This window comes from Halosimplex halobium, assembly GCF_051414055.1.
GTDB lineage: Archaea > Halobacteriota > Halobacteria > Halobacteriales > Haloarculaceae > Halosimplex > Halosimplex halobium.
Map to the genome: position 1 here is coordinate 151,594 of NZ_JBLKNX010000010.1, position 25,534 is coordinate 177,127.

At 58.0% G+C, this 25,534-nt stretch carries 27 protein-coding genes, 1 tRNA gene and 1 pseudogene; 15 read left to right on the forward strand and 14 right to left on the reverse strand.

Translation table 11 applies throughout. The features are described from left to right. Positions 1-312 precede the first annotated feature (312 nt). Positions 313-600: a helix-turn-helix transcriptional regulator gene (locus ACMGFG_RS12060; RefSeq protein ID WP_436930578.1), complete on the reverse strand. Its 288-nt coding sequence runs from the start codon at positions 598-600 to the stop codon at positions 313-315. 346 nt (positions 601-946) lie between these two features. Beyond that, entirely contained in the window at positions 947-1,174 is a 228-nt protein-coding gene (locus ACMGFG_RS12065) for a hypothetical protein (RefSeq protein ID WP_436930579.1), read from the reverse strand. A 140-nt stretch (positions 1,175-1,314) separates the two neighbouring features. Here ACMGFG_RS12065 and ACMGFG_RS12070 point away from each other — a divergent pair, with 140 nt between their 5' ends. Both ACMGFG_RS12070 and ACMGFG_RS12075 read left to right on the forward strand, forming a co-directional pair. Continuing rightward, on the forward strand, positions 1,315-1,821 hold the full coding sequence (locus tag ACMGFG_RS12070) for a hypothetical protein (RefSeq protein ID WP_436930580.1): 507 nt from the start codon (positions 1,315-1,317) through the stop codon (positions 1,819-1,821). A 145-nt stretch (positions 1,822-1,966) separates the two neighbouring features. Next, the gene (locus ACMGFG_RS12075; RefSeq protein WP_436930581.1) at positions 1,967-2,095 is read left to right on the forward strand and encodes a hypothetical protein; all 129 of its coding nucleotides are present in this window, start codon (positions 1,967-1,969) and stop codon (positions 2,093-2,095) included. Here ACMGFG_RS12075 and ACMGFG_RS12080 read toward each other — a convergent pair whose 3' ends face one another. Together ACMGFG_RS12080 and ACMGFG_RS12085 are read right to left on the reverse strand one after the other, a co-directional pair. Then, positions 2,096-2,389, reverse strand: coding sequence for a hypothetical protein (locus ACMGFG_RS12080; RefSeq protein ID WP_436930582.1), 294 nt, complete (start codon positions 2,387-2,389; stop codon positions 2,096-2,098). It abuts the gene before it with no gap. Positions 2,390-2,391: 2 nt separating this feature from the next. Continuing rightward, positions 2,392-2,703, reverse strand: a complete 312-nt coding sequence (locus ACMGFG_RS12085; protein ID WP_436930583.1) for a hypothetical protein — start codon at positions 2,701-2,703, stop codon at positions 2,392-2,394. Between the two features lie 103 nt (positions 2,704-2,806). Here ACMGFG_RS12085 and ACMGFG_RS12090 point away from each other — a divergent pair, with 103 nt between their 5' ends. From ACMGFG_RS12090 to ACMGFG_RS12110, 5 genes are all read left to right on the forward strand, one after another. Beyond that, on the forward strand, positions 2,807-2,989 hold the full coding sequence (locus ACMGFG_RS12090; RefSeq protein WP_436930584.1) for a hypothetical protein: 183 nt from the start codon (positions 2,807-2,809) through the stop codon (positions 2,987-2,989). Beyond that, on the forward strand, positions 2,986-3,375 hold the full coding sequence (locus tag ACMGFG_RS12095) for a hypothetical protein (protein ID WP_436930585.1): 390 nt from the start codon (positions 2,986-2,988) through the stop codon (positions 3,373-3,375). The genes ACMGFG_RS12090 and ACMGFG_RS12095 overlap by 4 nt, the downstream gene beginning before the upstream one ends. A gap of 209 nt (positions 3,376-3,584) precedes the next feature. Next, on the forward strand, positions 3,585-3,926 hold the full coding sequence (locus ACMGFG_RS12100; protein ID WP_436930586.1) for a hypothetical protein: 342 nt from the start codon (positions 3,585-3,587) through the stop codon (positions 3,924-3,926). Positions 3,927-4,168: 242 nt separating this feature from the next. Beyond that, positions 4,169-4,543 carry a hypothetical protein gene (locus tag ACMGFG_RS12105; protein ID WP_436930587.1) on the forward strand — a complete coding sequence of 125 codons (375 nt, stop codon included), beginning with the start codon at positions 4,169-4,171 and terminating at the stop codon, positions 4,541-4,543. 109 nt (positions 4,544-4,652) lie between these two features. After that, the gene (locus ACMGFG_RS12110; protein WP_436930588.1) at positions 4,653-5,540 is read left to right on the forward strand and encodes a hypothetical protein; all 888 of its coding nucleotides are present in this window, start codon (positions 4,653-4,655) and stop codon (positions 5,538-5,540) included. A 45-nt stretch (positions 5,541-5,585) separates the two neighbouring features. On the opposite strand, the gene ACMGFG_RS12115 is transcribed toward ACMGFG_RS12110, so the two are convergent. Further along, positions 5,586-6,503, reverse strand: coding sequence for a ParB N-terminal domain-containing protein (locus tag ACMGFG_RS12115; RefSeq protein ID WP_436930589.1), 918 nt, complete (start codon positions 6,501-6,503; stop codon positions 5,586-5,588). A gap of 1,326 nt (positions 6,504-7,829) precedes the next feature. On the opposite strand from ACMGFG_RS12115, the pseudogene ACMGFG_RS12120 reads away from it, so the two are divergent. Further along, positions 7,830-7,931, forward strand: a pseudogene (locus ACMGFG_RS12120) (hypothetical protein); the annotation flags it as partial. A 187-nt stretch (positions 7,932-8,118) separates the two neighbouring features. After that, positions 8,119-11,172, forward strand: coding sequence for a PAS domain-containing sensor histidine kinase (locus ACMGFG_RS12125; RefSeq protein WP_436930590.1), 3,054 nt, complete (start codon positions 8,119-8,121; stop codon positions 11,170-11,172). 90 nt (positions 11,173-11,262) lie between these two features. On the opposite strand, the gene ACMGFG_RS12130 is transcribed toward ACMGFG_RS12125, so the two are convergent. The 5 genes from ACMGFG_RS12130 to ACMGFG_RS12150 all read right to left on the reverse strand — a co-directional run bounded on the left by ACMGFG_RS12130 (position 11,263) and on the right by ACMGFG_RS12150 (position 15,599). Further along, a complete protein-coding gene (locus tag ACMGFG_RS12130) occupies positions 11,263-12,066 on the reverse strand; it encodes an alpha/beta fold hydrolase (RefSeq protein WP_436930591.1) in 804 nt (267 codons plus the stop codon). A 120-nt stretch (positions 12,067-12,186) separates the two neighbouring features. Next, the gene (locus ACMGFG_RS12135) at positions 12,187-13,653 is read right to left on the reverse strand and encodes an amidohydrolase family protein (RefSeq protein WP_436930616.1); all 1,467 of its coding nucleotides are present in this window, start codon (positions 13,651-13,653) and stop codon (positions 12,187-12,189) included. A 113-nt stretch (positions 13,654-13,766) separates the two neighbouring features. Next, on the reverse strand, positions 13,767-14,312 hold the full coding sequence (locus ACMGFG_RS12140) for a hypothetical protein (RefSeq protein WP_436930592.1): 546 nt from the start codon (positions 14,310-14,312) through the stop codon (positions 13,767-13,769). Positions 14,313-14,675: 363 nt separating this feature from the next. After that, positions 14,676-15,284: a hypothetical protein gene (locus ACMGFG_RS12145; protein WP_436930593.1), complete on the reverse strand. Its 609-nt coding sequence runs from the start codon at positions 15,282-15,284 to the stop codon at positions 14,676-14,678. A gap of 6 nt (positions 15,285-15,290) precedes the next feature. Continuing rightward, positions 15,291-15,599, reverse strand: a complete 309-nt coding sequence (locus ACMGFG_RS12150) for a DUF8065 family protein (RefSeq protein ID WP_436930594.1) — start codon at positions 15,597-15,599, stop codon at positions 15,291-15,293. 240 nt (positions 15,600-15,839) lie between these two features. On the opposite strand from ACMGFG_RS12150, the gene ACMGFG_RS12155 reads away from it, so the two are divergent. From ACMGFG_RS12155 to ACMGFG_RS12170, 4 genes are all read left to right on the forward strand, one after another. Then, positions 15,840-16,502 (forward strand): helix-turn-helix domain-containing protein, encoded by a 663-nt coding sequence (locus tag ACMGFG_RS12155; RefSeq protein ID WP_436930617.1) that lies wholly within the window; start codon positions 15,840-15,842, stop codon positions 16,500-16,502. 47 nt (positions 16,503-16,549) lie between these two features. Beyond that, positions 16,550-17,545 carry a DUF8137 family protein gene (locus ACMGFG_RS12160; protein ID WP_436930595.1) on the forward strand — a complete coding sequence of 332 codons (996 nt, stop codon included), beginning with the start codon at positions 16,550-16,552 and terminating at the stop codon, positions 17,543-17,545. Positions 17,546-17,593: 48 nt separating this feature from the next. Next, positions 17,594-18,595 carry a DUF7983 family protein gene (locus ACMGFG_RS12165; protein ID WP_436930596.1) on the forward strand — a complete coding sequence of 334 codons (1,002 nt, stop codon included), beginning with the start codon at positions 17,594-17,596 and terminating at the stop codon, positions 18,593-18,595. A 136-nt stretch (positions 18,596-18,731) separates the two neighbouring features. Further along, the gene (locus ACMGFG_RS12170) at positions 18,732-19,163 is read left to right on the forward strand and encodes a DUF8059 family membrane protein (RefSeq protein ID WP_436930597.1); all 432 of its coding nucleotides are present in this window, start codon (positions 18,732-18,734) and stop codon (positions 19,161-19,163) included. 269 nt (positions 19,164-19,432) lie between these two features. Here the strand turns inward: ACMGFG_RS12170 and ACMGFG_RS12175 are convergent, their stop codons facing one another. Then, positions 19,433-21,019: an SWIM zinc finger family protein gene (locus tag ACMGFG_RS12175; RefSeq protein WP_436930598.1), complete on the reverse strand. Its 1,587-nt coding sequence runs from the start codon at positions 21,017-21,019 to the stop codon at positions 19,433-19,435. A gap of 210 nt (positions 21,020-21,229) precedes the next feature. Then, a complete protein-coding gene (locus tag ACMGFG_RS12180; RefSeq protein ID WP_436930599.1) occupies positions 21,230-21,697 on the reverse strand; it encodes a DUF5793 family protein in 468 nt (155 codons plus the stop codon). A gap of 377 nt (positions 21,698-22,074) precedes the next feature. Here ACMGFG_RS12180 and ACMGFG_RS12185 point away from each other — a divergent pair, with 377 nt between their 5' ends. Further along, complete coding sequence (locus ACMGFG_RS12185; RefSeq protein ID WP_436930600.1) at positions 22,075-22,539, forward strand: ester cyclase; 465 nt, start codon at positions 22,075-22,077, stop codon at positions 22,537-22,539. Between the two features lie 197 nt (positions 22,540-22,736). Here ACMGFG_RS12185 and ACMGFG_RS12190 read toward each other — a convergent pair. After that, positions 22,737-22,873 (reverse strand) — tRNA-Leu (locus ACMGFG_RS12190). A gap of 307 nt (positions 22,874-23,180) precedes the next feature. Continuing rightward, positions 23,181-23,753, reverse strand: a complete 573-nt coding sequence (locus tag ACMGFG_RS12195) for a hypothetical protein (RefSeq protein WP_436930601.1) — start codon at positions 23,751-23,753, stop codon at positions 23,181-23,183. 321 nt (positions 23,754-24,074) lie between these two features. On the opposite strand from ACMGFG_RS12195, the gene ACMGFG_RS12200 reads away from it, so the two are divergent. Continuing rightward, positions 24,075-25,382, forward strand: coding sequence for a cytochrome P450 (locus ACMGFG_RS12200; RefSeq protein ID WP_436930602.1), 1,308 nt, complete (start codon positions 24,075-24,077; stop codon positions 25,380-25,382). Positions 25,383-25,534 lie beyond the last annotated feature (152 nt).

The window sequence follows — 25,534 nt, forward strand, 5'->3', positions numbered from 1 at the left end:
CAGAGTCCTATTTAGTCCCTGTCACCCGCCAAGCACCCTGTGAAACCGGGGGAGAGGCGGGCTGCTCCCGTCCTGCGCCCCCGCTCGAATGCGGACTTCGGCCGCGTCGCGGGAGCGTGGTGCGGTACTTCCCTGCTCCGTGGGGCATTCCGATATTGTTTGAATCTGACTCGCCTTCGAACGTCTGGTTCCCATTTTTGTGTCACCTCTTCTGCTCTTTCTCTTCTTACCTACTGGTAAGAGTTAGAGATTGTAAATACCTTACGTCCTGATAGGTGGGTTTAGATACAAGTAATTTCTAAAATAGGAAAGTCACTCGGTCAGATACTCGACGGCATCCGAATCCGAACTGAACCCGAACTCCTCCGGCCCGAAGTTCTGCTCCACCCAAACCGACTGACACCACACCTCTCGACATCTCTGCCAGTGTGATCGAACGGTGCCATCCGCCTTTCCCAGAACATCTGCGATCTCCTCCAGCGTCATCCCTCTCTGACGGCAGAGAAGCACCTTGCTCTGTTCCTCCGTGAACGGTGACCTGTCAGCCAACTTCTCGGCCTCGACCTCGATGATCTCCTTGTCAATCGTTGCTTCCTTCATCTTACATATGTCTAAGCTACCGAGGAACATAAACCCCGGCCAGCCTCCTTCTGCACCTGCTGCACGCCGGCCTTTTTCACACACGACCTCCATACTCGGAATTGCGTCCCGCCGGGAAGCGGGACGACAGGCTGGCTCCTTTGGGAGGGTGCCACCGACGCTGCTCACGTCTTTCGTTTCCTCGCGTCCTTCATTCTTCACTTCCCCACGACGAAATCGCTTGGAGGCGGCAACAACTGCATTCCCGCAAACACTAGTGCGGGTGAGACAACACCCGGGGCAAGTGAGACGGCCAACACCGCCGTGCCCGCCAGCCACAGCAGCAAAGAGAGAACCAGCCTGTGAATCACGACGACTCCCCCGCACTGGTATGTGAGGACGCGGTGTCGAACTCGAATTCGTCGGGATCAACCGTGGCGACGATTCCATCCGCATCCATTAGCTCGTCAATCTGCTTGCGCACGATGCTGGAGAGCGTCAACACGTCGTGCCGGTCAAGCCATTCCCGCTGCTCGCGGGTGATGTAGACCGTCGTCTGAACCTTCTCCTCTGAAGCAGGGGTATCACCTGCCATCACCTAATATTAGTTCTTTTACACTTCTGAACATATAGTAGGTCTTATCATTCCACCACCTCACCACTCACTTCAAACTTAGAATTTCAGCGGTAAACCCCGAGACAGTGCCCTTTTCTGAGCCACGAATCAACTATCAAATGCAGAGAATGGCAGTACACGGTCAAATAAGGTTCCGAAGTCCCCACCACGACGAGATACAGCTCTACTCGACGTATCCCTCCGCGTCGAAACCCGGGTACGTCTTGCAGTCGCTCGACGTCATCGTCCGCAACGTCCATCAACAACTCCCCGTCTTTATGGCCAACGCGCTGCTGTTCAGCGAGGCTGCCTTCACCACGTATTCTGCTTACAACGATGTGGATCAGATCGACGAGTGGCCGAATACCACCGCGGAGCGCGTCTACGCCGCGTATCAGATGTCGTGGAAGGTGTCACAGTCAGCGGGCGTCACTCCACTATCGCGCGTCTACGACGTGTATGTGCCCCGGGAAAAGTACGACGAGGCGTTCGATACCCGTGCCTCTGGAGAGGAAACCGTCCACGTGCGGTTCTGCGACGGTTATGAGGAAGAAGTGAGTTGGAGCGAGATTGAGTGGGACTGGGATATGAAAGTCGTTGACGCTGTTGAGGAGTTCGACGTGTAACACACCCGGGTGCTCTTTTCCGGCAGGGCGTCGCACTCCCGATTGTGAGCGACAATCAAACGGACTGGGAAGTGGCTCGGAAGCGGGCGCCGCTGCTCACCGATGAGGACAACCACGTAGACATCGGCGAGTTGATCGACTACCTATGAACGAGCGCGACTACCGAGGGAAACGATGGCACGCAAGCGAGGGTACGGTCGTGGATCTAGACGAGTGCGTCAACGAGGGCGGCGACTTCTCGGAGTGGGTGGAGAGACTGTTGAACGGCGAGTGACTACTCGAATTGCTCGACAATCGCGTCAAGCGCGTCGAGTTGCCGCTCCCTGTAATCCGCCGCGGACTGTTCCCGGGGCGGATCAACCCCGCCGGGGTACTCCCGCTCCAAGTCGGCGAGCGACTCCGCACGCTCCTCGATGATCTCCTGCACCTCGGCAGGGTGTTCGGCAGCCCACTCCACCGCATCGCGGACGTCTGCCTCACTTACCTCGTGTTCCTCGGCCACCTCGAAGATGGACGAGTCGCTGCCCACGCGAATCACGAGCCCCACATCCCGAACGTCCCCGGGCACGGCTACAGCCACTCCGGTTGTGGACGGTCTCCAGTCTTCACTTCTGTCTCTGCTGCCTCATACATATCGTAGAGGATGCCGATCTGCTCGTAGTGCCCAATCTGCTTCAACAACTGGATGCCGAACTCGGTGACTGCGTAGTACGTGGTGTCGCCCATCAACGTCGTCACGAGGCCTCGTGCCTGCAAGTCCTGCAGATGCTGCTCCAGCTCGCTTTCACTCTCTCTGTTCCACGCCGCAAGTTCCGAGAGCGACAGCGAACCGTGCCGGTTGGCGAGGAGCTGCTGGAGTAGGCGGACGTCCTCACTGTTCACGGCCGCACGTACGCGGACGAGCGTCAAATCAGTATCCTGACTTTCAGACTCTGGAAAGCGGGTTTTCAAGGTGTTCAGCGGCGTGCCATCACGTGTGAACGAAATGCGAGAGACCCTCCAACAGGTCAAGCACGGCGAGACCGATCCAGACGAGGTGCTGGAGCGATTCAACGACGTCGACGGGATAGAACGCTCCATCTCAGTCGCTGTGGCGAAAAGAGAGCAAGACGAGAACATCGAGGACGGCTTCGAGAACAGCTTTGACGCCGATTTCACGTTGGAATGACTGACGTCAAACCCCAATTCAATTCCGTCGATGAGGCCCGGGGCGAGTTGATAGAGCGCGGAGTGTCAAGCGGGACGGTCGGGGATTTGTTCGACGCGGCGAAAGACGCCGTACCCGAACTGCTGCGCGAGTACGGCGTTGATGACAAGGTTGACACCTCCGAGGTGACGCGGTGGCTGCAGATCGGGTTCGCGGAGTCGTGCGTGCAATTCATCGATGAGGGCGTGTGGGACAGCGCACAGGACGGCGTTGAGCGGATCGTCGAGGATATGCACGAACACCCCGTGTCGAACGCGACGACGGTTGCGGGCGGGATGTGGCGGCGGAGCGAGGATATGATGCGTCTGTCCGCCGCGATGATGTCGAAGAACCACGGAGAACGTTGACTTTCTCAAGTTCGATCTCGAGACCGACTCTAGGCGAATCCTTGGTACCTGTGTACCTGTGAAAACGCTGGTACCCGTGTACCTGAGACATAGAACAAGTCGAGAAAACGAGACGAGAAACACTTGAAGCCGATTACAGGCGTTGAAACACGTGAAATCGGCGGGTGTCGAGACAGTGGGGTTATGTCACTCCAGTGCCTAGTACCTATGTGGGGATACCACACCTCATCAGCAAACTCGATGGTTTCGATGATGGCGATGAAGTGCGCATCGAGACCGAGAACGCTCACGTCGTCGAGGGCGTCATCGACTGGATGGACGTGTACCTCGACACGGATCGCGAGGAAGACCGAAACGTCACCGTCGTCGTGGCGATTGACGAGGAGACCGCAGACGAGATCGGCTCGGTCTGGTGCAGCGTCTCCGTGGGGGCCACGAGGCTCTCGCGGGGATGGTCAGAACTCGACGTGACGTACTGCGACGACATCGAGGATGGGCAAGAGCGACGAGAGACGCTCGGCGTCGTGGAAACCATCGAGCGCATCGACTGACGACTTCCTTCCTTTCTTTTTCGCGCATTTGAGGCAGGTCGGTCGAAAGATCGCTCCAACTGTCGCCACGCCTCCTCGCGGTTGCCTCGTATCGTTTCAGGAAGCCAAGTCGAATCGGTCGTCGATGTTGAGGGTCACACTCAAGAAGTTCAGATAGCCCTGTAACAGGTGCTTTGAGATGCCATGGGACTGTCGCCTGTTCTGACGGTGTTCTTATCAGTCCCACCACGATAGCCACGAATATGGACACAGCACATCAGAAAGCGATGGCTTCGCTTGCGCTCGCCGTCGACTCGGTCGTGGAACGTGCATCACGGGATGTACCAGACGATACGCCGCCCGTGGCGTGGCTTATCGAGTGCGCTCACGACGAGCCAGATCGCGTCGAGGAATGGGTAGACAAATGTGTGGAGGACGTGGAGTGGCGAAGCGCGGAGTACCCCACCGAGGAGTCGTGGGGCCGCCCCCCGGGAGTCTGCTTTACGCTGGGGGATTGCGAGATCGAACTGTACGACTTTGAGGGCCACGTGTATGTTGACGGACGGCAGGTCGGCTACCTTGACGTGGAAGAGGGCGAGTTTGCCGATCAGGTCTCCGACCGCTTCGACGCCGAATAGATGGACGGAGAACCACCGTACTGTCCGGGATTCCGAACATACCATCATCGTCTGATCCCTCGTCACGCCACCACGAAATGATATTTACTGTCAGATAACATACTATCTGTTGGAGGTGTTCACAGAGTTCGAGTTGAACGAGGTATCGAGCGAGAAAGACCACGACCACGTGCTGGTTGCGACTGATATCCCCGACGAGGCTGACGAGATGGAGACGTACCGCTGTTGGGAGGCCGCAGACGAGCCGTTCCTCTTGGCCGTCGAGGACGACGCTCCGGAGGCGGCGGTCGAGGTGGCGGAGAGCGAGGGATGGGAGGTGACGTTCTGCTCCGAGCTGGAGCGAGAGAGGGTCAAGCGAGTGCAGGCGGAGGTGACCGAGCAGACGGTTTACTACGCCGAGGAACCGCCCGAGGAACGGTTCATTCCCATCGGGCGACGGCGAGCGAAGCGATTTCTCGAATCCCGCGGCGTGTGGAGCAGGGCCGCCAAACTGAATGATTCGTGGCTGTATCCCGAGTTGGAGGAGTTCGTCGCCGTCTTCGATGAAGTGGACGAAAGTGGCGAGGCCGCTCGCGTTGCGTGGCGTGCAAGGGAACTGGATGCGAGCGACATCGACCTGCTGCTCGAGGGACAAGACCCGCAAGAGGTTGAGGAACAACCGACGCGAAGCATCGACGAGTTGGCGAAGCTGATCGACGAGAACAGCCCGATCGGAACCAGAGAGTCAGAGATTCTGGCGTGCTACCTGCACGGCATCGACTCGCACGCCGAGATGGCGGAGCAACTCGATGACGTGAGCCGCGGCGCGATCTCCTCAAGCGCGTACCACTTGGAGGACAAGGTGGATGGGATGGCGTGGCTGTTAATCAACGTGATCGCGAACGTTCCCGAGGAGAACAGGCCAGATGCGGTGAACGAGATGCTTGACGCCGTGCAGACCGGTGATCCGATCGCACACGATGAGGTGCAACTCGACGGCGAGACGCTACTTCGATGAACAACACGCGACCTCTCCTGCTCTCGTTGCGCTCGTCGAACCGGTCTACTCGCCAGCGTATTTCCGACGGAGGGCGCCCTTGACCGCATCGAGCGGCACCTCGTGCTCTCGAAGCGTCGTCACATCGTCTCTGATCCGCTCTTCACCGGCATCAGAATCAGCCGCCAAGTCCGCCACCACATCATCAACCTCGGGTGTTTCACTTTCCTCGGTGGACTCATCCGCACCACCCCCTTCAGATCGAGCCTCGGTCAACACGTCGTGAACGTCCGCTGCCGTGCCGTCGGCCGCTTCGAGAATCGCCTCGTTTGCCTTGATAGCTGGATGTCCAAGCAGCTTCTCTCGCCCCCACTCCTCTCGAAGCCGCTCGTACGAAGCCTGCATCAGCTCTGGTGAATACCAACCACTCCTCGAGTCCGTGCAGTTTTCTCGCTCCGAGTCGGTCACGGGGAAGTGCTCGTCGATGAACCGTCTCGTGGCCGCCCAATCGGTGAACGACTCCACCTCGACGGGATGTTCATCGATGCCGGCGCGGCGGAGCGCCTCGACGCGTCGGTGGCCGGAGACGACCTGATGCGTTGCATCGTGGCCGCCATCGAGCGGGCGAAGTAGCGGGAGATTCGTGAGGCCACCATCGCTGCGCACCTGTCGCACGAACGCCGCGAAGTCCGGGGAGTCGTACTCGCGCACGCTGTACGGCTGGGATGCAATCACGTCCACGTCGACGGTAGCGACCTCGCGGCTGGCCGTCTCGGGCTGCTGTTCGATGGAACGAGGGTTCTCGACAAGTGTGGCCGGTGTCGCGTCGCCGTCGGGCGTCGTGACGTCCCTCAGCAATACCGCGTGGTCTTGATAGTGAAACAGGGTGAGAAGACCGGTGTACGTTCCGTCGGTCGTGTGGACGCGGACGCGTTCACCGCGGAGGGCGTCCTCCGCCGCGTCCCAGAACGGGTTGTTGGTCATACGTGGAGATGCAAGGGAGGTGGGTTAGTGTTTGTGAGAAGGGGAAGACCTCACGAGGATGGGAACCTTTTGCGAATTGCTTTGCGGAACCACTCACCTCTATCTATATCTCTGTTATTCCACTCCCTACGCTGGATTCTAAATAGGTAATTCAGTTCGTGGACTACCCAAGTGATCCACGAAATGAGAACGAACATACCGAATAGTAGCTGTATTTGCGGATTCAATTTGTATGATTGGAGGAGGAAAAACAATCCAGAAAACAGAAGCAGGCCGGAGTATCTGAGAGCTGTGATTTGTAGATGGAATAGGACTACTCGAATGTCGCTAAAGAGTTCTAGAATGAACGTGAGCATCAAGAAGCCAGCACAGACAGTCAGGACTCCAATCGTAAGCTCCTGATAGTAGCCCATCTGGTCACCTTCCAGTATAAACTGAATCACCACTAATACGATAGCAAACAGGGCGATCGATTCTGATGCTGTTCGATCAACCACCGACATTGAATCCTTAGAGGAGGGAGATTCAGTAGTCGACGCTGGATTGATTAAAATCTGACCAGCGGGAACGAATATAAAAATGCCAAGTAGAATGAGATATACCAATCCTATGGAAATCATCTAACTATTCACGGTGTTCAAAACAGTAGTCGTGTTCTCGCCCCACTGCAGTTTTACATCCTGATTCAGCACAGGTCTTCTGTAATGCCGCAGTTTCAAATTCGTCGTCAGACATACTCAATCCCGATGTTTTGGACAGAAATCGTGTTCTCGGCCTATGGGAGTGTCACACCCCGACTTAGCACACAAGCTAAGCTTTTGATCAATTTCAAAGGGATCATCGTCCGGCATAATCACTCTCGGTGCTTCGGACAGAATTTGTGTTCTCGCCCAATGCTGGCTTCACAGCCATCTTCGAGGCATACTTTAACATTAGCCGATATACTCAATTTATCTTTGTCATCAGACATAGCGGAGCGGATTAAGCTCCCGGTGTTTGAAGCAGTAATCGTGTTCCCGACCAATACGATTGTCACAACCACTTTCCCTACAAACTCCTTGGAGCATTCGTTTCTCATCATCTAACATTATTCTCGATGTATGGGACAGAAATCGTGTTCCCGGCCAATTTGATTGTCGCAACCGGCCTTTGAACAGGTCACATATCGCTTAATTGGCTCTCCGCCGTCTCCACTCATACATCGAAGCTGTAGATCTCGATGCATCAGTTTTTCGAATATCAAATAGAATGGGTGAAAACTGCGAATATTATCAGATTTATTCGACTGAACTCCCTCGGGTGTCCGAGTCCGAGTGAAGGTACTTCATCGTCGTCGTGACTCTATTGCTCCGAAACGCCCCCAATAGTATGCCTTATGCGGAGTGGAACAACCGCGTCGACGAATATCGCACTCGGGCCCGCCACTATTGGTCGATCCGCGTTTGAGGCGATGAGTGGGACGATTACGATCCGCTTAGTACACGAGCGTGTCATAAACACCTGATTGACCACTTCAACGGTGTTGGGCAATCAGGGAGTAAAATGGAGGTGAGCGAACTCAGTCTCGATACTCACGTCCCAACCGTTATTGGTTGTCTCAATCACGCTGTATGTAATGAGCAACGGCTCTCCAGACTCCATTCAGGTTCTTCACGTCGACGACGAACCTGATTTCGCTGATCTGACCGCTACTTTCCTTGAACGTGAGGACGACCGGTTCGCCGTCGAAACAGCCACCAGTGCGAGTGATGGAAAAGAGGAACTCGAACAGAACGAGTTCGACTGTGTGGTATCGGATTATGAGATGCCCGGACAGAACGGGATTGAGTTCCTCCAATCCGTCCGGGAGCACTATCCCGAACTGCCGTTCATCCTCTTCACTGGCAAGGGTTCAGAAGAGGTCGCCAGCGATGCCATCTCTGCTGGCGTGACCGACTACCTCCAGAAGGAAGGTGGCACCGACCAGTACACGGTACTTGCGAACCGCATCACGAACGCTGTCGAACACCATCGGGCACAGGAGCGAGTCGAACGAAGCGAGCAACGATTGCGCGAGATCGTCGATGCCCTTCCTCATCTTCTCTATGTGGTTGACGAGGAAGGGAACTACCTGCTGGCGAATGAAGCACTCGCGACGTTCCACGACACGACTGTTGAAGATATTGAAGGGTCGAATATCGCGGAGGTTCTTGACGCGTCGGCTGCTGACCAATTTCGACGCCATCTGGACGAAGTACTCGAAGATGAGACGACACAGCGAGTTCCTGAGGTCGAAATTGCCGATCCAGATGGTGAGACACACATCTTCGAACCGCGATTACAGCCGTACGAGTTCGGCGATGTCGATGATCAGGCCGTCCTCGGTATCGCAGCGGATGTGACCGAGCGCAAGACACACGAGCGCACACTTGAACGCACGCGCGAGCGGATGCAACTCGCGCTCGAACACACGAACTCGGTGATCTTCGAGATCGACTGCAACACAGACGAAGTCGTTCGACACGGGGCCTACAACGAGTTTTTCGAGCTGTCGGCAGACGAGGTGCCGACGTGGGAAGACCATCTCGCGCAGGCGGTACACCCTGACGACCGCGACCAATTCCAGCAATTCTACCAACAACTGGTCGACGGTGAGAGGGATGGCGGCCAATTAGAGTACCGGACAACACCCGAGATGGGCGATGTACGTTGGATTCGGGATACCGTCTCTGTCCAGAATGAATCCCGTGGTGAGTCACGCCAAGTAATCGGTATCGCTCGCGAAATTACCGAGTACAAGGAGCGAGAGCAAGAACTCAAGCAAAAGGAACGTCGCTATCAAGCGATCTTCGACGATCCGAATATCCTCGTCGGGCTGATCGACACGGACGGGACAGTTCTCGAAATCAACGAGACAGCGATGGACTACGTTGACGCCACACGGGAGGACGTGACGGACGAACCGTTCTGGGAGACGCCGTGGTTCAATTATTCAGAGAGCCTCCAAGAAGACGTGAAAGGCTGGATCGAGCGGGCGGCAGATGGTGAATACGTGGAGTTTGAGACCGACCTCGTCCAGCCCGGGGGTGAACAATATACGGTCGAGGGAGTCTTCAGACCTGTCCGCGATGAGGAGGATGACGTGGTCTCGCTCATCATCTCAGACCGCGAGATTACAGAACAAAAGGAGTACGAGCGGGAACTCGAACAAACGAACGCGCTCCTGTCGACGTTATTCGATACACTTCCGGTCGGCGTGCTAGCCGAAGACGAACAACGTAACGTCGTCGCTGTCAACGAACAGATGTTCGAGCTGTTCGACCTGCCGGGTTCCCCCGATGAGATTCGCGGCACGGACTGTGCCCAACTCGCGGCGGATGTCAGTGACACGTTCGCTGACTCCGAGGCGTTCGTCGACCGGATCGACGAGCTGATCGCTGGGCAGGAGCCGGTGTACAACGAGGAACTGGAACTTGCTGACGGGCAGACCTATGCACGGAGCTACCATCCAATCGAACTCTCGGAAGGTGACGGGCATCTGTGGGTCTACCGTGATATCACCGCGAGAAAGACGCGCGAGACACGCCTTGCAACCCTCAACGAAACGACGCCGGAGCTGATGGCCGCTGAGACGCGGACGGATGTCGCCGAGATTGGCGTTGAGGCGGCTGCCGACGTGCTGGGGTTGGAGGCGAGTGCGATTCATCTGTACGATGAGCAGGACGGGCTCGTTCCTGTCGCGCAGACCGATGCTGGACACGATCTCATCGGTGAGCCACCGGCGTTCACGGGCGAAGACAGCATCGCGTGGCGTGTCTACGAACAAGGCGAGGGACGTGCAATCGAGGATGTCCACGATAATCCGGAGATCTACAATCCGGACTCCCCGGTGCGGAGTGAACTCATCCTTCCACTCGGGGAAGCGGGGATTTTGATTGCCAGCTCACCAACGGCGGCAACCTTCGACGATGAGGATCGCGTCCTCGCGGAGATTTTGGCCAGCAACATTACAGCGGCACTTGAACAGGTCGAGCGGACTGAGGAAATACGCGCTCGCGAGGCGGAACTGACGCGTCAGAACGAACGTCTCGAGGAGTTCGCCAGCATCGTCTCCCACGATCTGCGGAATCCACTACAGGTGGCCGAGGGGCGACTAGAACTCCTAAAAGACGACTGTGAAACCGAACAGGTAGCGCCCATCGAGCGAGCACTCGACCGGATGGATGCGCTGATCGAGGACATCTTGACGCTAGCTCGCGAGGGTGACAGAGTGAGCGAGATGGAAGAGGTTGGTCTTAGGGAAGTCTGTGAGGCGTGCTGGCAACACGTCGAAACGGCCGAGGCAACGCTCGAGATCACGACCGACAAGACGATCCGAGCCGACCGAAGCCGTCTCCAGCAGCTAATAGAAAATCTCATTCACAATGCCGTCGAACACGGTGGTGATGACGTTACAGTAACGATTGGTGACCTTGAAGACGGGTTCTACGTTGCAGATGACGGCCCGGGGATTCCGGCGGACGAGCGCGAGTCGGTGTTCGATGCAGGATACTCGACTGCAGATGACGGGACGGGTTTCGGTCTGAGCATCGTCAAGCAGATCGTTGACGCTCACGGGTGGAATATCACTATCACAGAAAGCGAGGCTGGTGGGGCACGCTTCGAGATTACTGGAACCGAACACGCTTGATTGCGGATTATTACGCCAAGCCAGCTATCCCGTTCTCGTCAGAAGTTCCGGGCGAACGGCGGGAACAACGTGTTCGTGGGGGAAGATCAACTACACGCTGTTGCACTCACCAAGTTGGTCTCGAACTGCCGATTCGAGATTATGCCCCTCTTCGACGGTCGTGATGAGTGCTCGGAGGAGCCGATTGTACGCAACCGGCCGTTCGATCATCGCGACGTGACCGGTGCGCTCCATCCGGCAGAACACGCTGTCGGGGAGTCGACGCGCAGTCCCGCGTGCCGCATCGACCGGAACGATCCCGTCGGCAGGGCCGTGGATGACGAGCGCGGGCACGTCGACCCGCTCGGTATCGGGGCGTCCGTCGTAGCCCCAGAACGCCTCGGTCACGGTCGTCCACGCCGAGCGGCGGCGCGGCAGGGGGTTTGATTGGAGGAAGTCCTCGACGACGGCCTCGGCTGTCTCCTCGTGAAAGCCGACGCTGTAGGCCAGTTGGCGGATGAGCGCGTCGTTTGCGGGCAGGTGATACAGCCGCAGCGCGAGGAACAGCCGTAACAGCGGTTTCTCCCACGCCGGCGTGAGGTCGTGATCACCCCCTGCGTGGAGCACGAGGCCAGCCGTCGGATGGCGTTTGGCGTATTCGAGCGCGATGGCGGTGCCGTAACTGTGGCCGTGGACGATCGGTCGGTCGATGCCGAGCGCGTCGAGCAGATTCCGGAGGTCGGTGACGTGCCCGGCGAGCGACTGCTCGGGACGCGTCGTGGAGTTGCCGTTTCCGGCTAACGAATACGTCACCAGTTCCCGCTCGCCCTCGAACGCGTCCAATTGCGGATACGCGTTCCACAGCGAACCGAGGCCACCGTGGACGAACACGATTGCTGGATCCGACTCGTCCATATGTATCGTCTCTAATGCGACCGATTCGGAGACCTGCACTCGGCGTGGCTCCGGCATCGAGCTGTGGACATCATCGAACCGGACGTACCCGGGAGGGAACGGTGACGTGGACATAGTCGATCAGAAGGGGAACTTGTCACGCGCCGATTGGAGGGCGAGACGGGAGAGCAGGCGGGCTGGCCCACGCTTGGGGAGGTCTCGGATCGTCTCGACCGACCCCGGTGGTTCACCGCCTCCAATGTCCAGTTCCCATCCTGTCTCGTCGGCAAAGCGTTCGACTGCCTCCTTCACGCGCTGCTGTACCGCGTCGGCCTCCATCGTCTCCGGTACTTCATCTTGCATCACGACTTCTCCGTCGACGATGACCGTCTCCACGTCTCCCGGCGCGGCGTTGTTCACGACGTGGGCAGGTACGTTGGTTAGCGGCGTGAACTTCGGCTTGTCCACATCGAGGAGGATGATGTCCGCCCGCTTGCCCGGTTCGATGCTCCCGATTTCGTCGCCAACACCCAGCGCACGAGCCCCGTCGATCGTCAGCATCCGCACCAGTTCCATCGAGGAGAACTGGCCGGTCGTCCGCTTGACGTTGGCCGCGAGGCGGGCCTGTCGGGCCTCGCCGAACATGCTGTAGGAGTCGTGCCAGTAGTGGTCGTCGATGCCCAATCCGACGTCGACATTTGCCTCTCGCAGTTCCGGGACGGGCGTCCACTGCATCTCGGCGTCCGGGTTCCAGTAGCAGAACACCGACGGGCAGTGTGCCACGGACGCGTCCGCTGCGGCAGTCCGCTCGATATCCTCCTCATCGGCGACGCGGAAGTGCGCTGCAACCAGCCGGTCGTCGAGCAATCCGACGTCATCGAGCAGATCGAGCGAATCCTCGCCGCCGTTCGCCCGCGCCATCGTGTTGCTCTCCTCGAGTTCCAGTAGATGGGTGTGGACGAGCAGGCCGGGATATTCGGCGGCGAGATCGGCCGTGCGCTCCCACAGGCCGCGCGTACACGACCAATCGTCGTGCGGGCAGATCGTTGCCCGGATCCGCCCGTCGTAGCTGTCATGGTACTTGTCGATGAACGTTCGAGCGCGGTCGAACTGCTCGTCGACGGGAACGTCCCAGAACAAGTCTGTGATGGTCGGGCCGAAGAAGCCGCGGAGTCCCGCCTCGCCGAACGTCTCCGCGCCCGCACTCGGCCGGACATCCATCGAGTTGATCGTCGTGACGCCCCCGAGTAGGAAATTCAAGGCGGCAAGCTCGTATCCCGACTCGACCAGATAGTCGAAGTCACCCTCGCCGAGGCGGCCGTAGATAGCCGTCATACTGCCCATCATCTCCAGCAGATCGAGGTCGCTGAACGCACCGATCAGCGGTGTCAGTTCGAGGTGGGTGTGGACGTTGATCAGTCCCGGCATCACCAGTTTTCCGTCGCCGTCGATCGTGTGCGTGGCTTCGATTTCCCCATCGCCGTCCTCGGACTTTCGCACCTCCGCGATGCGACCGTCGTCGACAAGCACCGTCCCACGCTCGTACAGACGGTTGCGCTCGTCGACCGTGAGAACGAGCGTATCAGAGATAGCGATGTCAACAGCCATATGTCCTCCCTGAAGCGGCAGCCGCGTCAAAGTTGTCGGTACTACCTCCGGGAGACAGTGGTAGAGGACAGGGCCGAACGAAAAACGAGAACTGTTCGGCAGTGGACTCGGTGTTAGAAGCCCCAGCGGAGACCGGACATCGTGGCGACGATGGCGATCATCAGGACGAGTTCGACCAGACTCAGCATCCCGTACTTCTTGTTCAGGGCGGCGAGGCGCTCGTGGTCAGTATCGTCGGCGGCAATCTCGTCGAACATGCCTGCGGTGAATTTGTGAAGTGGGCCGAACCCGAGAATGAGCAGCGCAATCGCAAGGACGAGTGCCGCCCACAGCGATGGGGTCGGAGATGCCCACAGCCCCATCATACTGGCGAGCCCAATCCCCGAGCCGACCACACCGACCGAGACCGGTTCCATCAGCAGGTTCATCTTCGGGACGAAGCCCTCGGCGAACTCGACGTTGGCTTCCTCGGAGAGATTCCCCATCACGGGGCCGAGCACGACCGCGCCGAGTACCGCAGTCCCGAACCAGAATGCACCGAGGAAAAGGTGGACAGTAAACATGATTCGGACATCACCTGAGAGGTAGCCCAAGACGGGCAGTACCAAGGGAACGGCGACGGCGCCGACCGCAAACGGCCGGGAGGCCGCGTCAGTCATCAAGCGATACCGCTCGCGCGTGTTCGTCGGTCTGTGTGCATCAGCTAGTGACATACAATACTCTGTTACTGCTAAGTGAACAGAGGAATCACACAAAAAAGTGGGTAGATCGGCACCCACGAAGATGACGGACACGGTGTCTCTCCGACGGGCGAGGAAATCGGGATCAGGACGATGGCGATGTACCACATCGGGGACGGACAGTTCGTCAATGGCTAATTTGTGGAAGGCGCTCTCAACACACTGCTACAACTCGGGCATTGGTAAGAACGTACCGCGTGACTCTAACGGAGGTGAGAAGACAGACGCGTCTACAACTACTCGGCCCGATCTGTTGTCCCTACTAACTGAACGCCGTCGAACTTACGGGAGGAGCTCATCCGGGAGATACTGCGAGCAATCGACTGGAATCGCTTCCCATGCTGCTTGAATTGCTTGATAACCTGTCCAACCTTCTCCTCGAAGCATTTCACCACACGCCTTGCAGAACTCCGCCACGGTACACTTGTCATTCTGTAACAACAGATACAGCAGAAATGGCGGGGCCACTGCCCTTCCATCACCGTCCTGTTCGTCAAACACCCGATTGATCGATTCTCGACCGTCACTATCCATCAAGATCGCGAATCGATATTCCTCAGAATTTTGCTCCACCTCCCGTCGAATAGATTCCTCTCCGGCATCGTCGCCATGCGGTCGCGGAACACAAGTAACCGAGGTAAACGATTCGTTCGACTCCATCTCAAACGGTTCCAACGCGTTCTCGCTTCCGTCGTGAACCCACCGTTCTCGTGTTCCCTCAGATGCATACTCGGACTTCTCTCGAACGTGGCGTCTCAACTCGTGACAGCACACGTTCGTCGTCGTGAGACAGAGATTCTCTTTAATTTGAGTCCATAGAGACGTATTTGCGACAGCAATCAGTGCGTCTGTGTCAACAAGAACAGGATGACGTACCTCATCGTCTGCCATCGTCTCTCACTGCTGAAACACGCCGCTCGTGTCAAGTTCCATGGCGTCCTCGAACGCATCACGTTCACGCTCGATTTCCTCTAAAGCGTCACCAATGAGGATTTGCGCCACTTCCTCAGAAATCTCTCCCTGCTTGTACCGCTGGTGGAGTTCAATTTTCTCCTCTTCGGACAATGTTTCACGAAGCATCTGCTGGAGGCCCTGTCGGGCGAGTTCACTGATATTGATCCCTCCAAGACGCATTTCATCGACGATTTGGGAGGCTTCCTTCTCCACCTCCCCGCGGAACTGGATTTTGTCGTTGTTTGTAGCCATCTTACCGTAGTGTCTGTCTCCACAGTAATAGATGTTGTGACGTGCCATCCGTGTCAGTACAAATTTTGGAATCCGATGCTAACGCTTCGCAAATCAACGCGGGCCATACCAAGGAGAGGGCTGCTAATTGAGTACTCGAATCGGTAGCGAGCAAACTTGCTCACTCAGGATCCGCCGATAGATTCATCAGTTATCATCTCGTTTAAGATAACTAGACGGACGATGACGACGGCCGACTTCATGAATCCCACCGCCGCGAAGATCGTCTTGTCGGCACAGCGTGGCGATTCAATCAACCGAATATCGAATAAGATCGGCACGTCGTACTCATGGGTCTACGACTGGGTAGATCGATTGGTCGATGCAAAAATTATCTCAAATACAGATAACGGCATTCAAGTTCGTGACTACGAGATGCGACGGCGCTACGAGGAGATGATGGGGACGTTGTACACCCGCGACGAAGTTTCACAGGAGGACGCGTACGTGATCCCCCACTTCGCCGGAATGGAGTTCGCCTACACGGAGATCGATGCCGCCTACGTCTGGACACACGGCGGATTCCAGATCGCCAGAAGCCACGATGACTATCCCGTCTTTATCGAGGTTCACGACCGCGACATCGATCGGTGGATCGAGTTCTTCGAGCGGTTCGGAGTCGACACGACCGTGGGTGAGCGCCCGGACGCGACCAATGTTGGCAGGAGCGTCCACTACGTCTTATTCCCGCAGGCAGAGGGCATTGACATCGAGTGGGTCGACGGCAATCCCGTGATCCCCTTGGACGCTACGGTCGATCAGATGATGCAAACCCGGTCGGCGTACGAACCGGCGTTGGAGATGCTCGCCGACGAGTACGATGTGGACATCGACGCGAGTCACCGCGATGAAATAGCCAACTGACCGCCTAAAGCGAGAACACATTTCTGCCAGACATCTGTAGGTGAACTATGGCTCACGAGTGCGACGATTGCGGTGAGTCGTTCGATACGCTCACGCGTTTTCGACTCCACGACTGTAGCGATGTCCAATCGGAGACATCCTCTACTTCGTCCGATTCAAATCGGCCTGACCCCGGCGACTCATCGCCAACCGAAGAGCGAAACGCGTCCGTTGCCGAACTCGATAACCTCCTCGATCGGTTCTCGGACGGCGACAAAGACGCCCTTCACTACGCAGTCGTCGAGTTCGAGTCGGCGCTCTCGGCTGCACTCGACGAAGACAACAGTGGCGACACATACCGGGACGTGTTCTGGCCGTACCACGACCGGGTCAGCAACGCCCTCGACGAGGCGGCGCGATCAGCAGGCTGGACATTCCTCAAGGACGTCATCAATGCTCACGATCCCACTGAAGACGACGAGATTCCGCTCGTGACGCCCACGGTCGCGAACGCCGTGGGACGACATCTGATCCGCACGCGGTTGACCGACGGCGTGTCGGCGATTCCAGTTGCGGGGCTCGAATACCTCGATGCCATCGCAGTCAATGCTTCCGATACGGCCGATACCGCGCGGGAGGAAGTCCACGCGTACGGGTGGGGGATCGGCCATCCCGACCACTCGATCGCCAACCGTCTCCACGTCCGCGCCTCGGAGGACATCTTCTCGGTCAACCCAACACTCGAACACGCGTTCTACGCCGACCAGTACGCGGCGGTCGACCTGCTCGAAGAGTTGGTGAGAGACGAGTCGATCGACGGGACACTCCCCCGGGTCACCCGTGACGATATGCCGTATCGTCGCTACCTGCTCGACTGCGTCTACGGGCTGCAGACGGACGATCACTGGCCGGGGATGCCCCGGTACTACGACTGGCACGAGGAATTCGACTACACGTTCGAGCTGGACGAGACGGTCGAACAGCGCATCCGTGAACTCGTCGAAGAGACTGGATTCGACGCCGACCTGCCGGACGACTGGACGTTCCGTGACCTCGGCGTCTGAGCGAACCAACAGCACGCTTTACCTGTCTTCCGACGATACTCCCCAGTAATGCCGTTCAGCGTCACGTGGCACACGCTCCTCGACGAATGCGAGGATCTCGCCGAGGATGCGACCCTGCTCACGCCACTCTCTCAAAGTCGCTTCCGGATTACCGACGTGCAGGAACACCGCATCGTCGTCGAGTTTCTCGACCGCGACGTGGACGAGACCCGGCCGCTCCAGCGCGACCAGTTCGAGACGCTCCACGAGCGCATCAGTAACGCCGTCGATGGATTCGACCTTTCGCGGCTCCCGCCCGACGCCGATCCGTACCCCGCCGTGTTGAGTCTGCACCCACGATTCGAGGTTGACGAGAGCGCGGGCGTGATCCGCGAAACCGACGAACCGACCGGAAGCCAGATCATCACGGGGACAGACGACGAGGGCTCGGACGAGAGTGCCACCGAGCGCACGGAACCCGACGTGGATGTCTACAGCGATGCGCTCCTTCTTATCGACGCGCTGGAGCGGAACGACCTCTCCTCGCTGGAGGTGTTGGACACGCCCGTCCTCATCAATCTCTATACCCTGCTCTCGGACATCCAGCGCGATGCCAACGACCTGCGTCAGACCGTGACCGACGTGTTGCTCGATCGGCTGCACCACGACCAGCCCGTCCATGGCCAGTTCGGCTCCGTGCAACGAACGACGCGGCGCAACCGAGACCTCCGAGACGACGAAGAGGTGCTGGCCGCGCTGGAGGACGCGGGAATCGACCGCGAGCGCGTGTTGAGCGTCGACCGCGACAAGGTCGACGACGCTCTCGACGTGACGGAACTCTCCGAATCGGACGTGTACGACATCGAGGAGACGGAGTACGTCCGGAAGGCAGAGGTCGATGAGGAACAGCGCGAAACGCGACTGCAGGGACTGAAAGACCGTCTCGCCACGAGCGACGACCCCGAGGCCGAGGAACTCCGAGAGGAAATCGAGGAACTGGAGAGCCGAATCGAGGAGTTGACCGAGTTCAAGACCGGCCGAGAGTATTACACCCAGTCGAGTGCGGAATGATTCCCCTCGACACCGTTCTGGTTATGGTACTGTGCGATGCATGACAGCTCTCACTCTCCGAGGCCCTGCGAGCAAAGGTACCCGTCAGAAAGCGTCGAGTTACTGGCAACTTTTAACAGGAATCGTTGTGACAGATGTGAGTGATACCATGACAAAATCACTCAAATCCTCGGGCTTTCTGGGATTGGCAGTGATGATGACAGTCGGACTATATCAGTTCATTCTGCTGTCGGGTGGAAGTGGCGTTCCCGGCTGGATGATCGGCGGGCACGCCCATTTGGGCGTGATTTCAATCCTTGCCATCGTGATGGGCTTTGCTGTCCCAGCATTAGAGGTGACTGGGACGCTCCGGACGGCGGTCACCGTTCTCTTCATCGCTGGGCAGTGGGGCATTCCCGGTGTTGTCTGGCTGGGTGAAGGGTTCGGACTCACGTTCCTGCTGCCGACCGCATTCCTGTGGGGCGGTGCCCTCATCGTCGCGATGCTCATTATGCTCTATGCGACGCTGACACAGTCCAGCGATATCGCTGGAAGTGGGCCGACCGGCGCGACACCCGCCGACGACTGACGACTGTTCCACGTCCAGTAGAGAGCGTAGACAACGGGCTCCGAATCGGACGCAATTCATCCGCCACCTGAATCGTTATCAGGCTTGGACTGGTGACGCCAACTGGAGGGGTGCTACCGGTTGGCATCACCCGCTAGTGCTTCGTAGTTGAGGATACCCCTCCCACCGAACTCTAGTTCCACAATCAGTCGCAGTCAAAGAGACGGATTTCGCTTCCGAATGTGAGTATCGAGCTATCCGGCACCTGATCATCACGGACGATCACAAAATCAGGCATCGAGCGCCTCCATTTCGTCGAGGAAGGCGGGCCGGTTCGAGTGTTTCTCTTTCAGGTGCGCGACGAACGTCTCGAATTCGTCGTCGAAACCCAGCTCTCGCATCTCTTCGAGGTACTCCACGACCGTCTGATAGTGATCGCGGCCCGTCGTGTCCGCGAGGAACGGTTCGAGACGTTCCTCGTAGACCTCGTAGTAGGTCGCCGAATCGTAGTCCGCGACATCGTCACGGTATTCGCTCAGAATCGCGAGTCCGTTGTCACCGACTGCACGCCGGAATGCATCGTCGGGTTCCTCGCGAGCCGCCTCGATGACCGTCTCGAACGCGTCTGCCGTGCGCCCCTCGCGCAGATAGAGGTCGATCAAGCGACGCACGTTCGAGTCCTCGAACCGCGCTTCGAAATCCGCAACCATCTCCTCCCACTCGTCGTCCGAACAGCGTGCCCGCAACTGATCGTAGTACTCCCAGTCGCCCGACTGGCGGAACTGCTCCCGGAGGAGTTCCCTGTGCCGCTCCGGATCGCGGTCAACATATGCGTCGATCAAAAAGCGTCGAAGCTCTCCGACGTTCGAGAGCGCGTCCAGCCCTTCTTCAGCAACCTCGATTGCCCGGTCGTCCTCGCCTTCGGCTGCGAGTAGACGGGCATACCGCACACAGAACTTCCGGATGTTGAGATAGTATTGCTCGTACACTTCCCGGAGTGTCTCGGTGTCGCCGAGCGCGTCCAGCACGTCCGCGTACAGTTCGATGCGTCGTTCGGCCTCGTAGCGGCGCGTATCGAACGACCCGATCCCATCGTCAGGCTTGCTCGTCTCAGGGATCTCGACTGGTTGGTCGTCTTCGAGGAGGTCACGCCAGTACTGTAGATCCGCGTCGTCGGTGCAAAGCTCCCAGAGCGCGTCCTCATACTGGCCCGAGAACGTGCCAACGGCAGAATCATCGTTCTCCCACCGTTCGAAGAGATAGTCGATGTACTCGCGTTTCTCCTCGTGGTCGAGGTCGGTCTCGCGGATGCACTCAACGAATGCGTCGAGTTCCGCCTCGAAGTCCTCGCCATAGTAATCCTGCACCATGTCCATATTCTCGATCCGCACCTCAGTCATCGCGCGGTAGATGGTGGCCGCCTCCAGCGGATTGCCCTGCTCACGGTGGGTCTCTGCGAGGTCGTGAAACTCCGAGAAGTCGGGGCCCTCGTACCGGTAGGTGTAGGGGCCGCGGTACTGCTGGCTCATCTCCTTCTTGTAATCGTAGAGGCTCTGTGTGTCCTGCTCCTCGAAGCGTGTCAGCAGTCGCCGGCGCAGATCGGCGTCGCGCTCGGACTCCTCAAGCAGGAAGTCCCGAAGTTCCTCGGGGTGCGCATCCGAGAGGACGCGTTCGACGGCTTCGCGCTCGTCTTCGAGTTCGATGTCGGTTTCGACGAGTTCCAGCAGCACCGCAATGATATGCTTGCAGTACCCGCCCCAGTCGTACGGACACGTGCAGGTGGCGTCGATGGTTTCGGGCTCGACAGCGCCATCCACAAACTGGATCTCGACCTCGTAGGGGTCGGGTTGGGAGCCCTGCACGGCGGCGTTCACCATCTCGTCGAAGCGGTCGATGCGCTCTATGCGCTCCTCGTCGCGGTAGTTGCGGGCGCGATCGAACACCTCGCTCGTGCAGAGGTCACGGATCTGCTCGGTGGAGAGGTTCATATCTCAAGTCGAGGAGGAGCACGGATGCGTGCTGGAGCGGTCAGAGGCATGGTCAGTTGCAATCGTGGGTGTGCTATGTGAACGAACGAGAGACCAATGTCATAGCTCGATACCGGTGGGGATGAGGCTGGCATCACGGAGGAGTGTCCCGCTTGCATCGTAGACGACCAACAGATCCTTCTCGAACGTTGTGACTCTCTCGTCCTCTGCTCGAATCTCGACGCGATACCGCGCGTCGTGACTCATTTGATCCGCGGACTCGCGTACGGTCTGAACGAACTCGCGCACCAGATTGACCGCTGTCTTGACTTCGAGAACGTATCGTCCCGTGACGCGGTCGCTGAGGGCGAGTATGCCTTCAGCTGATTCTCCATCCGACGATAGGTGGCGAAACGAGACATCGATCTCTTCGACAGCGGTATCGTCGCGGAGTCGTTCGGACAACTCCTGTCGCAGACGGTCGCGCGAGCCATCAAAGTGGATCCGGAGCGCCGGATGCTCCGCCGGCTCAGCGGTGGCTGGTTCCTTGACCGTCTCCGTTTCTATATGGAACTGGTCGCGTTCCATCACTCGGGAATAGATGATAGGCTATGGCCGGTCTTGAATATTCGCGTGGGGATAGGTGTCCTTAGTGGTGCTTCAAATCCGCTCTTGTGGGCACATCACTCCAACAGAAGGGGAATAGTATCAACACCCGACAGAACTAGCGTGATCGACATAGAGAGTAAGTTCAGCGGAGCAATTCACCTCGTGGAGGAGAGTCAATAAATTGTATTCAATATACACATTACTCCCTCAGAAGTTGCCCTGCGTCTCCGTGTGGAAACCACTCGACCATTACCAGAGGCCCAATCGATAGGAATCACGAATTTCCTGTCATCGGAGGTTGTGAGATGAGTACTACCCCCAAGTTTGAATGTCATATCATATCTCCATTTGCCTGTATGTCATCGGATGCCAAGAAACAGTACGTGGTTCGTGCAGCCGAAGCCTTTGACGAGCACGATGCCGATGGATTCGTCGCTGAGTTCACTGAGAACGGGACGTTTCGTGATCCGATCCAAGAGGATGAGTTGACGCGCGAAGAACTCCGACAATATTTCTACAAGGTGTACGCGGCCTTTCCGGATGTCGGCTCCGACATCCATCGTGTTGCAGTCAGCAACGACGGTGACTTCGGTATTGAATGGTCGATGAATGGCACGCACAAGGGCTCTTTCGAGGGCATTCTTGCCACCGGAAATCGATTCGAGGTTTCGGGGGCATCGATCGGAACCGTCTCGGAAGACGGAATCATGTTCTGGCGCGACTACTGGGATATTCGAGAATTTCTCGACCAGCTCGGGCTTACCTTCCCAGCTGTTTTCGTTCAACTCCCCAAACTCGCCTACCGTAAGCTCCAGAGATAAGCGGGTGGACAAAAGAAGGGTAGGTTGACATTAGTGACTGATTCGCATCCTGTATCTCGCACGGCGTTAGAGAAGTTACCCGAATTTGGCAGTTGAATATCGACGAGGAGAACCCACATTTTCAGACTTGAAGCTACACTTAGGAGACAGTCCCGAAGTCGCTCACTCGAATTGCAGCTTCTGACGGACGAGTTGAGTGGGTACGCGAGGACTCGAACCCCGGGCCTCCCGGATGGCCGGGCCGCTGCCGATGGCGCGGGGCGTGCCGCGCGGACTCACGCCCCCGGCGTCCCGGCCTCAATCCGAGCGTTCTGCCGGACTGAACTACGCACCCACGGCCGCCGTATTGTTCTCACATTCAACAAAACCTGCGGACGAACGTGTCGTGCTGACGTGGAAGTGTGGGATCAGTCTACGTGGGGCATCGCTGGCTGATCACCTGTGAGTTCGTCTCGGTCGTGCGGTGCGTTGAAGTCGATGACCGAGCCAATTGGGATGATCACAAATTCACAGGGGCGTTGATCTCAAGACTATTAGGATGACTCATCTGCTCAGTAGGTGTGCAGATGGGTTAACGCGACGAATGTCGTAAGAATGATCGATTTCCAACTCAGCGTTGAGTTGAAGATAGAACAACCTATTCAACCTCCTCTACTGAGGGTCATCCCGTCCCGAGAGTGGACTCGGGAGAGAGCAAGCAAAAACGCCAGTGCGAGGGCGAGTCCGCCGATAGACTGCAGCCACGTGTGCGCTTCGGCAAGTGGTCGAGCGACAACCATCCCGAGTGCCACGACAACGAGGGGAACGAACCGCTGATCGACCAGCGACAGATAGCCAGCCGGTGCCATCGCATACAGGACGTGGCTTGAGATGTCCCAGAAGGGCGTGATGAGGAGATGCGGAACGGTCACTCCAACCAGAAGGAGAGCGAATTCAGGAACGATGCTTCCCCAGTCCCATATTCGCCATCCCACCCAAATCACCAGTATTCCGATGGCCAACCCTACACTTCCCGTTGCGTCAGTCCCCCACTTCGGGAGTGTCCCCACGACTCGGGGCGCTCCTTGATAGATGGTGAATGCGACGCCCCATCCAAACGCGAGCACGACCACCCGTTTGCCGAGTCCCACGAGAGTGCCTCCTGACGACGTGCGCCACTCGTAGCCGATGACGAGCAGGGCACAGAGAAGCACGAAAAATTCGGGCGCGAACATCTCCGAATACGTCCGTGCCACCTCTAACATGAGTTGACTCACCGCTCGGAGCCTTTGTGTCGATTTCGGTTCGATGGAACGCTATCTATAGAGTTACCCGAACGCAACCGGTATTCGAGAAGCCTCCCCTGACTGCTTGCTGACGACCCCGCCGTCTGCCGCTTCAACGCCGATTACACGACGAGCTTGGCCTCTGAGCCAAAATCGATAGTACCAATCACCCCCGAGTCGTGAGCACAGGGACATCGGTAGTACGCTCGCTGCGGCTCACAATATATCGGAACTAACACCTTTGACGGCGGTTGTTTTTCGTTGGAAGAGATGAGCCAGCCGAACTCGCGTCCGCCCGCTCCCTCGGGCACGCCACTCCTCGGACATACTGTCGACTTCGTACGCAATCCGTTCGGGTTTGTCCGGCGATCGGTTGACACGACCGGCGACGCGTTTCGAATGCAGTTGCTCGGGAGAGACGTGTACGTGCTCGCGCATCCCGACTACGTCGAGACAGCGCTCCTGAATCGGGAGTCGTTCGCCAAGCTTGACGACTTCGAGGTGGCGTTCGGGGAGGCACTTCTCTCGGTCGAGGGCGAGCAGTGGCAGCGCCAGCGCCACGCGATGGAGGAGTTCTTCAGTCCCACGCGCATCCGCGACCACGCCGCGACGATGGTCGGCGTCGCCCGAACGCGGATCGACGACTGGCCGTCAGGAGGATCGATCCGGGTTGACGAGGAGATGCAGAAGGTCGCCCTCCAGAACCTGTTCGAGGTGGTGCTCGGCCAGTCTCTCTCCGACGAGGAAATTGCCGAGCTGACCGTGGCGGCCAACGCGCTCAATTACTGGTTCAAACCGACGACGTGGGCACTCCCCAACTGGGTGCCAACGCCCGCCCGTCGTAAATTCCATCGCGGCGCCAAAGATCTGCGCAAACGCGCGAAGACTCTGCTGGCCGATACGGGCGACAGCCCTCGAGAGGAGAGTCTGCTTGCCACGTTGGCCGCGTTGCGTGACGATCCAGACTCGGCGTTCGATCAGTCGGAAGTGCTCGATCAGGTCGTGGGAATGCTGTTTGCCGGCCACGAGACCACCGCTCTTGCGATGACGTATGCGCTGCATCAGATCGGTTCCCATTCCGAAGTTGCGGAGCAGTTTCACGCCGAGATCGATTCCGTCCTCGACGACGAGATCGTATTGGCTGATCTGCAGGAACTAGACTATCTCGACCAGATCATCAACGAATCGCTCCGCCTGTATCCACCCGTCCACGCGATCCCTCGCGTGACAACTGAACGCGTCGATATTGGTGACTACACACTTCCTGCAGACGCAGAGGTCTTGCTCAGCGTCTGGAGTCTCCACCGCGATGAGCGTTTCTACGATGACCCACTTAGATTCAACCCGGATCGCTGGGAGCAGACCACGCCCCAGACTCAGGAGTATGCATTCATTCCGTTCGGGAGCGGCCCTCGCATCTGTATCGGCCGCCACTTCGCTCGCCTCGAAATGAAGGCTGTGCTCGCAACAATCGGACAACGGTTCCGTGTCGATGCTGAGGACGATATCGAGGTGGCCCCGCGGATGACGACACAGCCCGCCGGCGCTGTGCCGATTCAGATCCACGAGCGACCGTAGCGAGACAGACACGCGGTCACGGCAGCAGGAAGCAAAGCTCCCACTTTCTCAAGAGATTGGGTCGCTTAAACATCGGTATCTTCAACCGGGATGTACTGCACACCAGACAGTACCATCGATGACCGTTGCTGGATGGGTACTGATTGGCCTCG

Excerpts from the sequence above, each read along its gene's own strand:
- ACMGFG_RS12060 (WP_436930578.1), bottom strand. The coding sequence starts at position 600 with ATGAAGGAAGCAACGATTGACAAGGAGATCATCGAGGTCGAGGCCGAG.
- ACMGFG_RS12065 (WP_436930579.1), bottom strand. The coding sequence starts at position 1,174 with ATGGCAGGTGATACCCCTGCTTCAGAGGAGAAGGTTCAGACGACGGTC.
- ACMGFG_RS12115 (WP_436930589.1), bottom strand. The coding sequence starts at position 6,503 with ATGACCAACAACCCGTTCTGGGACGCGGCGGAGGACGCCCTCCGCGGT.
- ACMGFG_RS12165 (WP_436930596.1), top strand. The coding sequence starts at position 17,594 with ATGCCGTTCAGCGTCACGTGGCACACGCTCCTCGACGAATGCGAGGAT.
- ACMGFG_RS12185 (WP_436930600.1), top strand. The coding sequence starts at position 22,075 with ATGTCATCGGATGCCAAGAAACAGTACGTGGTTCGTGCAGCCGAAGCC.
- ACMGFG_RS12075 (WP_436930581.1), top strand. The coding sequence starts at position 1,967 with ATGAACGAGCGCGACTACCGAGGGAAACGATGGCACGCAAGCGAGGGT.
- ACMGFG_RS12135 (WP_436930616.1), bottom strand. The coding sequence starts at position 13,653 with ATGGCTGTTGACATCGCTATCTCTGATACGCTCGTTCTCACGGTCGAC.
- ACMGFG_RS12105 (WP_436930587.1), top strand. The coding sequence starts at position 4,169 with ATGGACACAGCACATCAGAAAGCGATGGCTTCGCTTGCGCTCGCCGTC.
- ACMGFG_RS12090 (WP_436930584.1), top strand. The coding sequence starts at position 2,807 with ATGCGAGAGACCCTCCAACAGGTCAAGCACGGCGAGACCGATCCAGAC.
- ACMGFG_RS12200 (WP_436930602.1), top strand. The coding sequence starts at position 24,075 with ATGAGCCAGCCGAACTCGCGTCCGCCCGCTCCCTCGGGCACGCCACTC.
- ACMGFG_RS12095 (WP_436930585.1), top strand. The coding sequence starts at position 2,986 with ATGACTGACGTCAAACCCCAATTCAATTCCGTCGATGAGGCCCGGGGC.
- ACMGFG_RS12155 (WP_436930617.1), top strand. The coding sequence starts at position 15,840 with ATGAATCCCACCGCCGCGAAGATCGTCTTGTCGGCACAGCGTGGCGAT.
- ACMGFG_RS12160 (WP_436930595.1), top strand. The coding sequence starts at position 16,550 with ATGGCTCACGAGTGCGACGATTGCGGTGAGTCGTTCGATACGCTCACG.
- ACMGFG_RS12150 (WP_436930594.1), bottom strand. The coding sequence starts at position 15,599 with ATGGCTACAAACAACGACAAAATCCAGTTCCGCGGGGAGGTGGAGAAG.
- ACMGFG_RS12145 (WP_436930593.1), bottom strand. The coding sequence starts at position 15,284 with ATGGCAGACGATGAGGTACGTCATCCTGTTCTTGTTGACACAGACGCA.
- ACMGFG_RS12130 (WP_436930591.1), bottom strand. The coding sequence starts at position 12,066 with ATGGACGAGTCGGATCCAGCAATCGTGTTCGTCCACGGTGGCCTCGGT.
- ACMGFG_RS12180 (WP_436930599.1), bottom strand. The coding sequence starts at position 21,697 with ATGGAACGCGACCAGTTCCATATAGAAACGGAGACGGTCAAGGAACCA.
- ACMGFG_RS12125 (WP_436930590.1), top strand. The coding sequence starts at position 8,119 with ATGAGCAACGGCTCTCCAGACTCCATTCAGGTTCTTCACGTCGACGAC.
- ACMGFG_RS12070 (WP_436930580.1), top strand. The coding sequence starts at position 1,315 with ATGCAGAGAATGGCAGTACACGGTCAAATAAGGTTCCGAAGTCCCCAC.
- ACMGFG_RS12140 (WP_436930592.1), bottom strand. The coding sequence starts at position 14,312 with ATGACTGACGCGGCCTCCCGGCCGTTTGCGGTCGGCGCCGTCGCCGTT.
- ACMGFG_RS12175 (WP_436930598.1), bottom strand. The coding sequence starts at position 21,019 with ATGGTGAACGCCGCCGTGCAGGGCTCCCAACCCGACCCCTACGAGGTC.
- ACMGFG_RS12195 (WP_436930601.1), bottom strand. The coding sequence starts at position 23,753 with ATGTTCGCGCCCGAATTTTTCGTGCTTCTCTGTGCCCTGCTCGTCATC.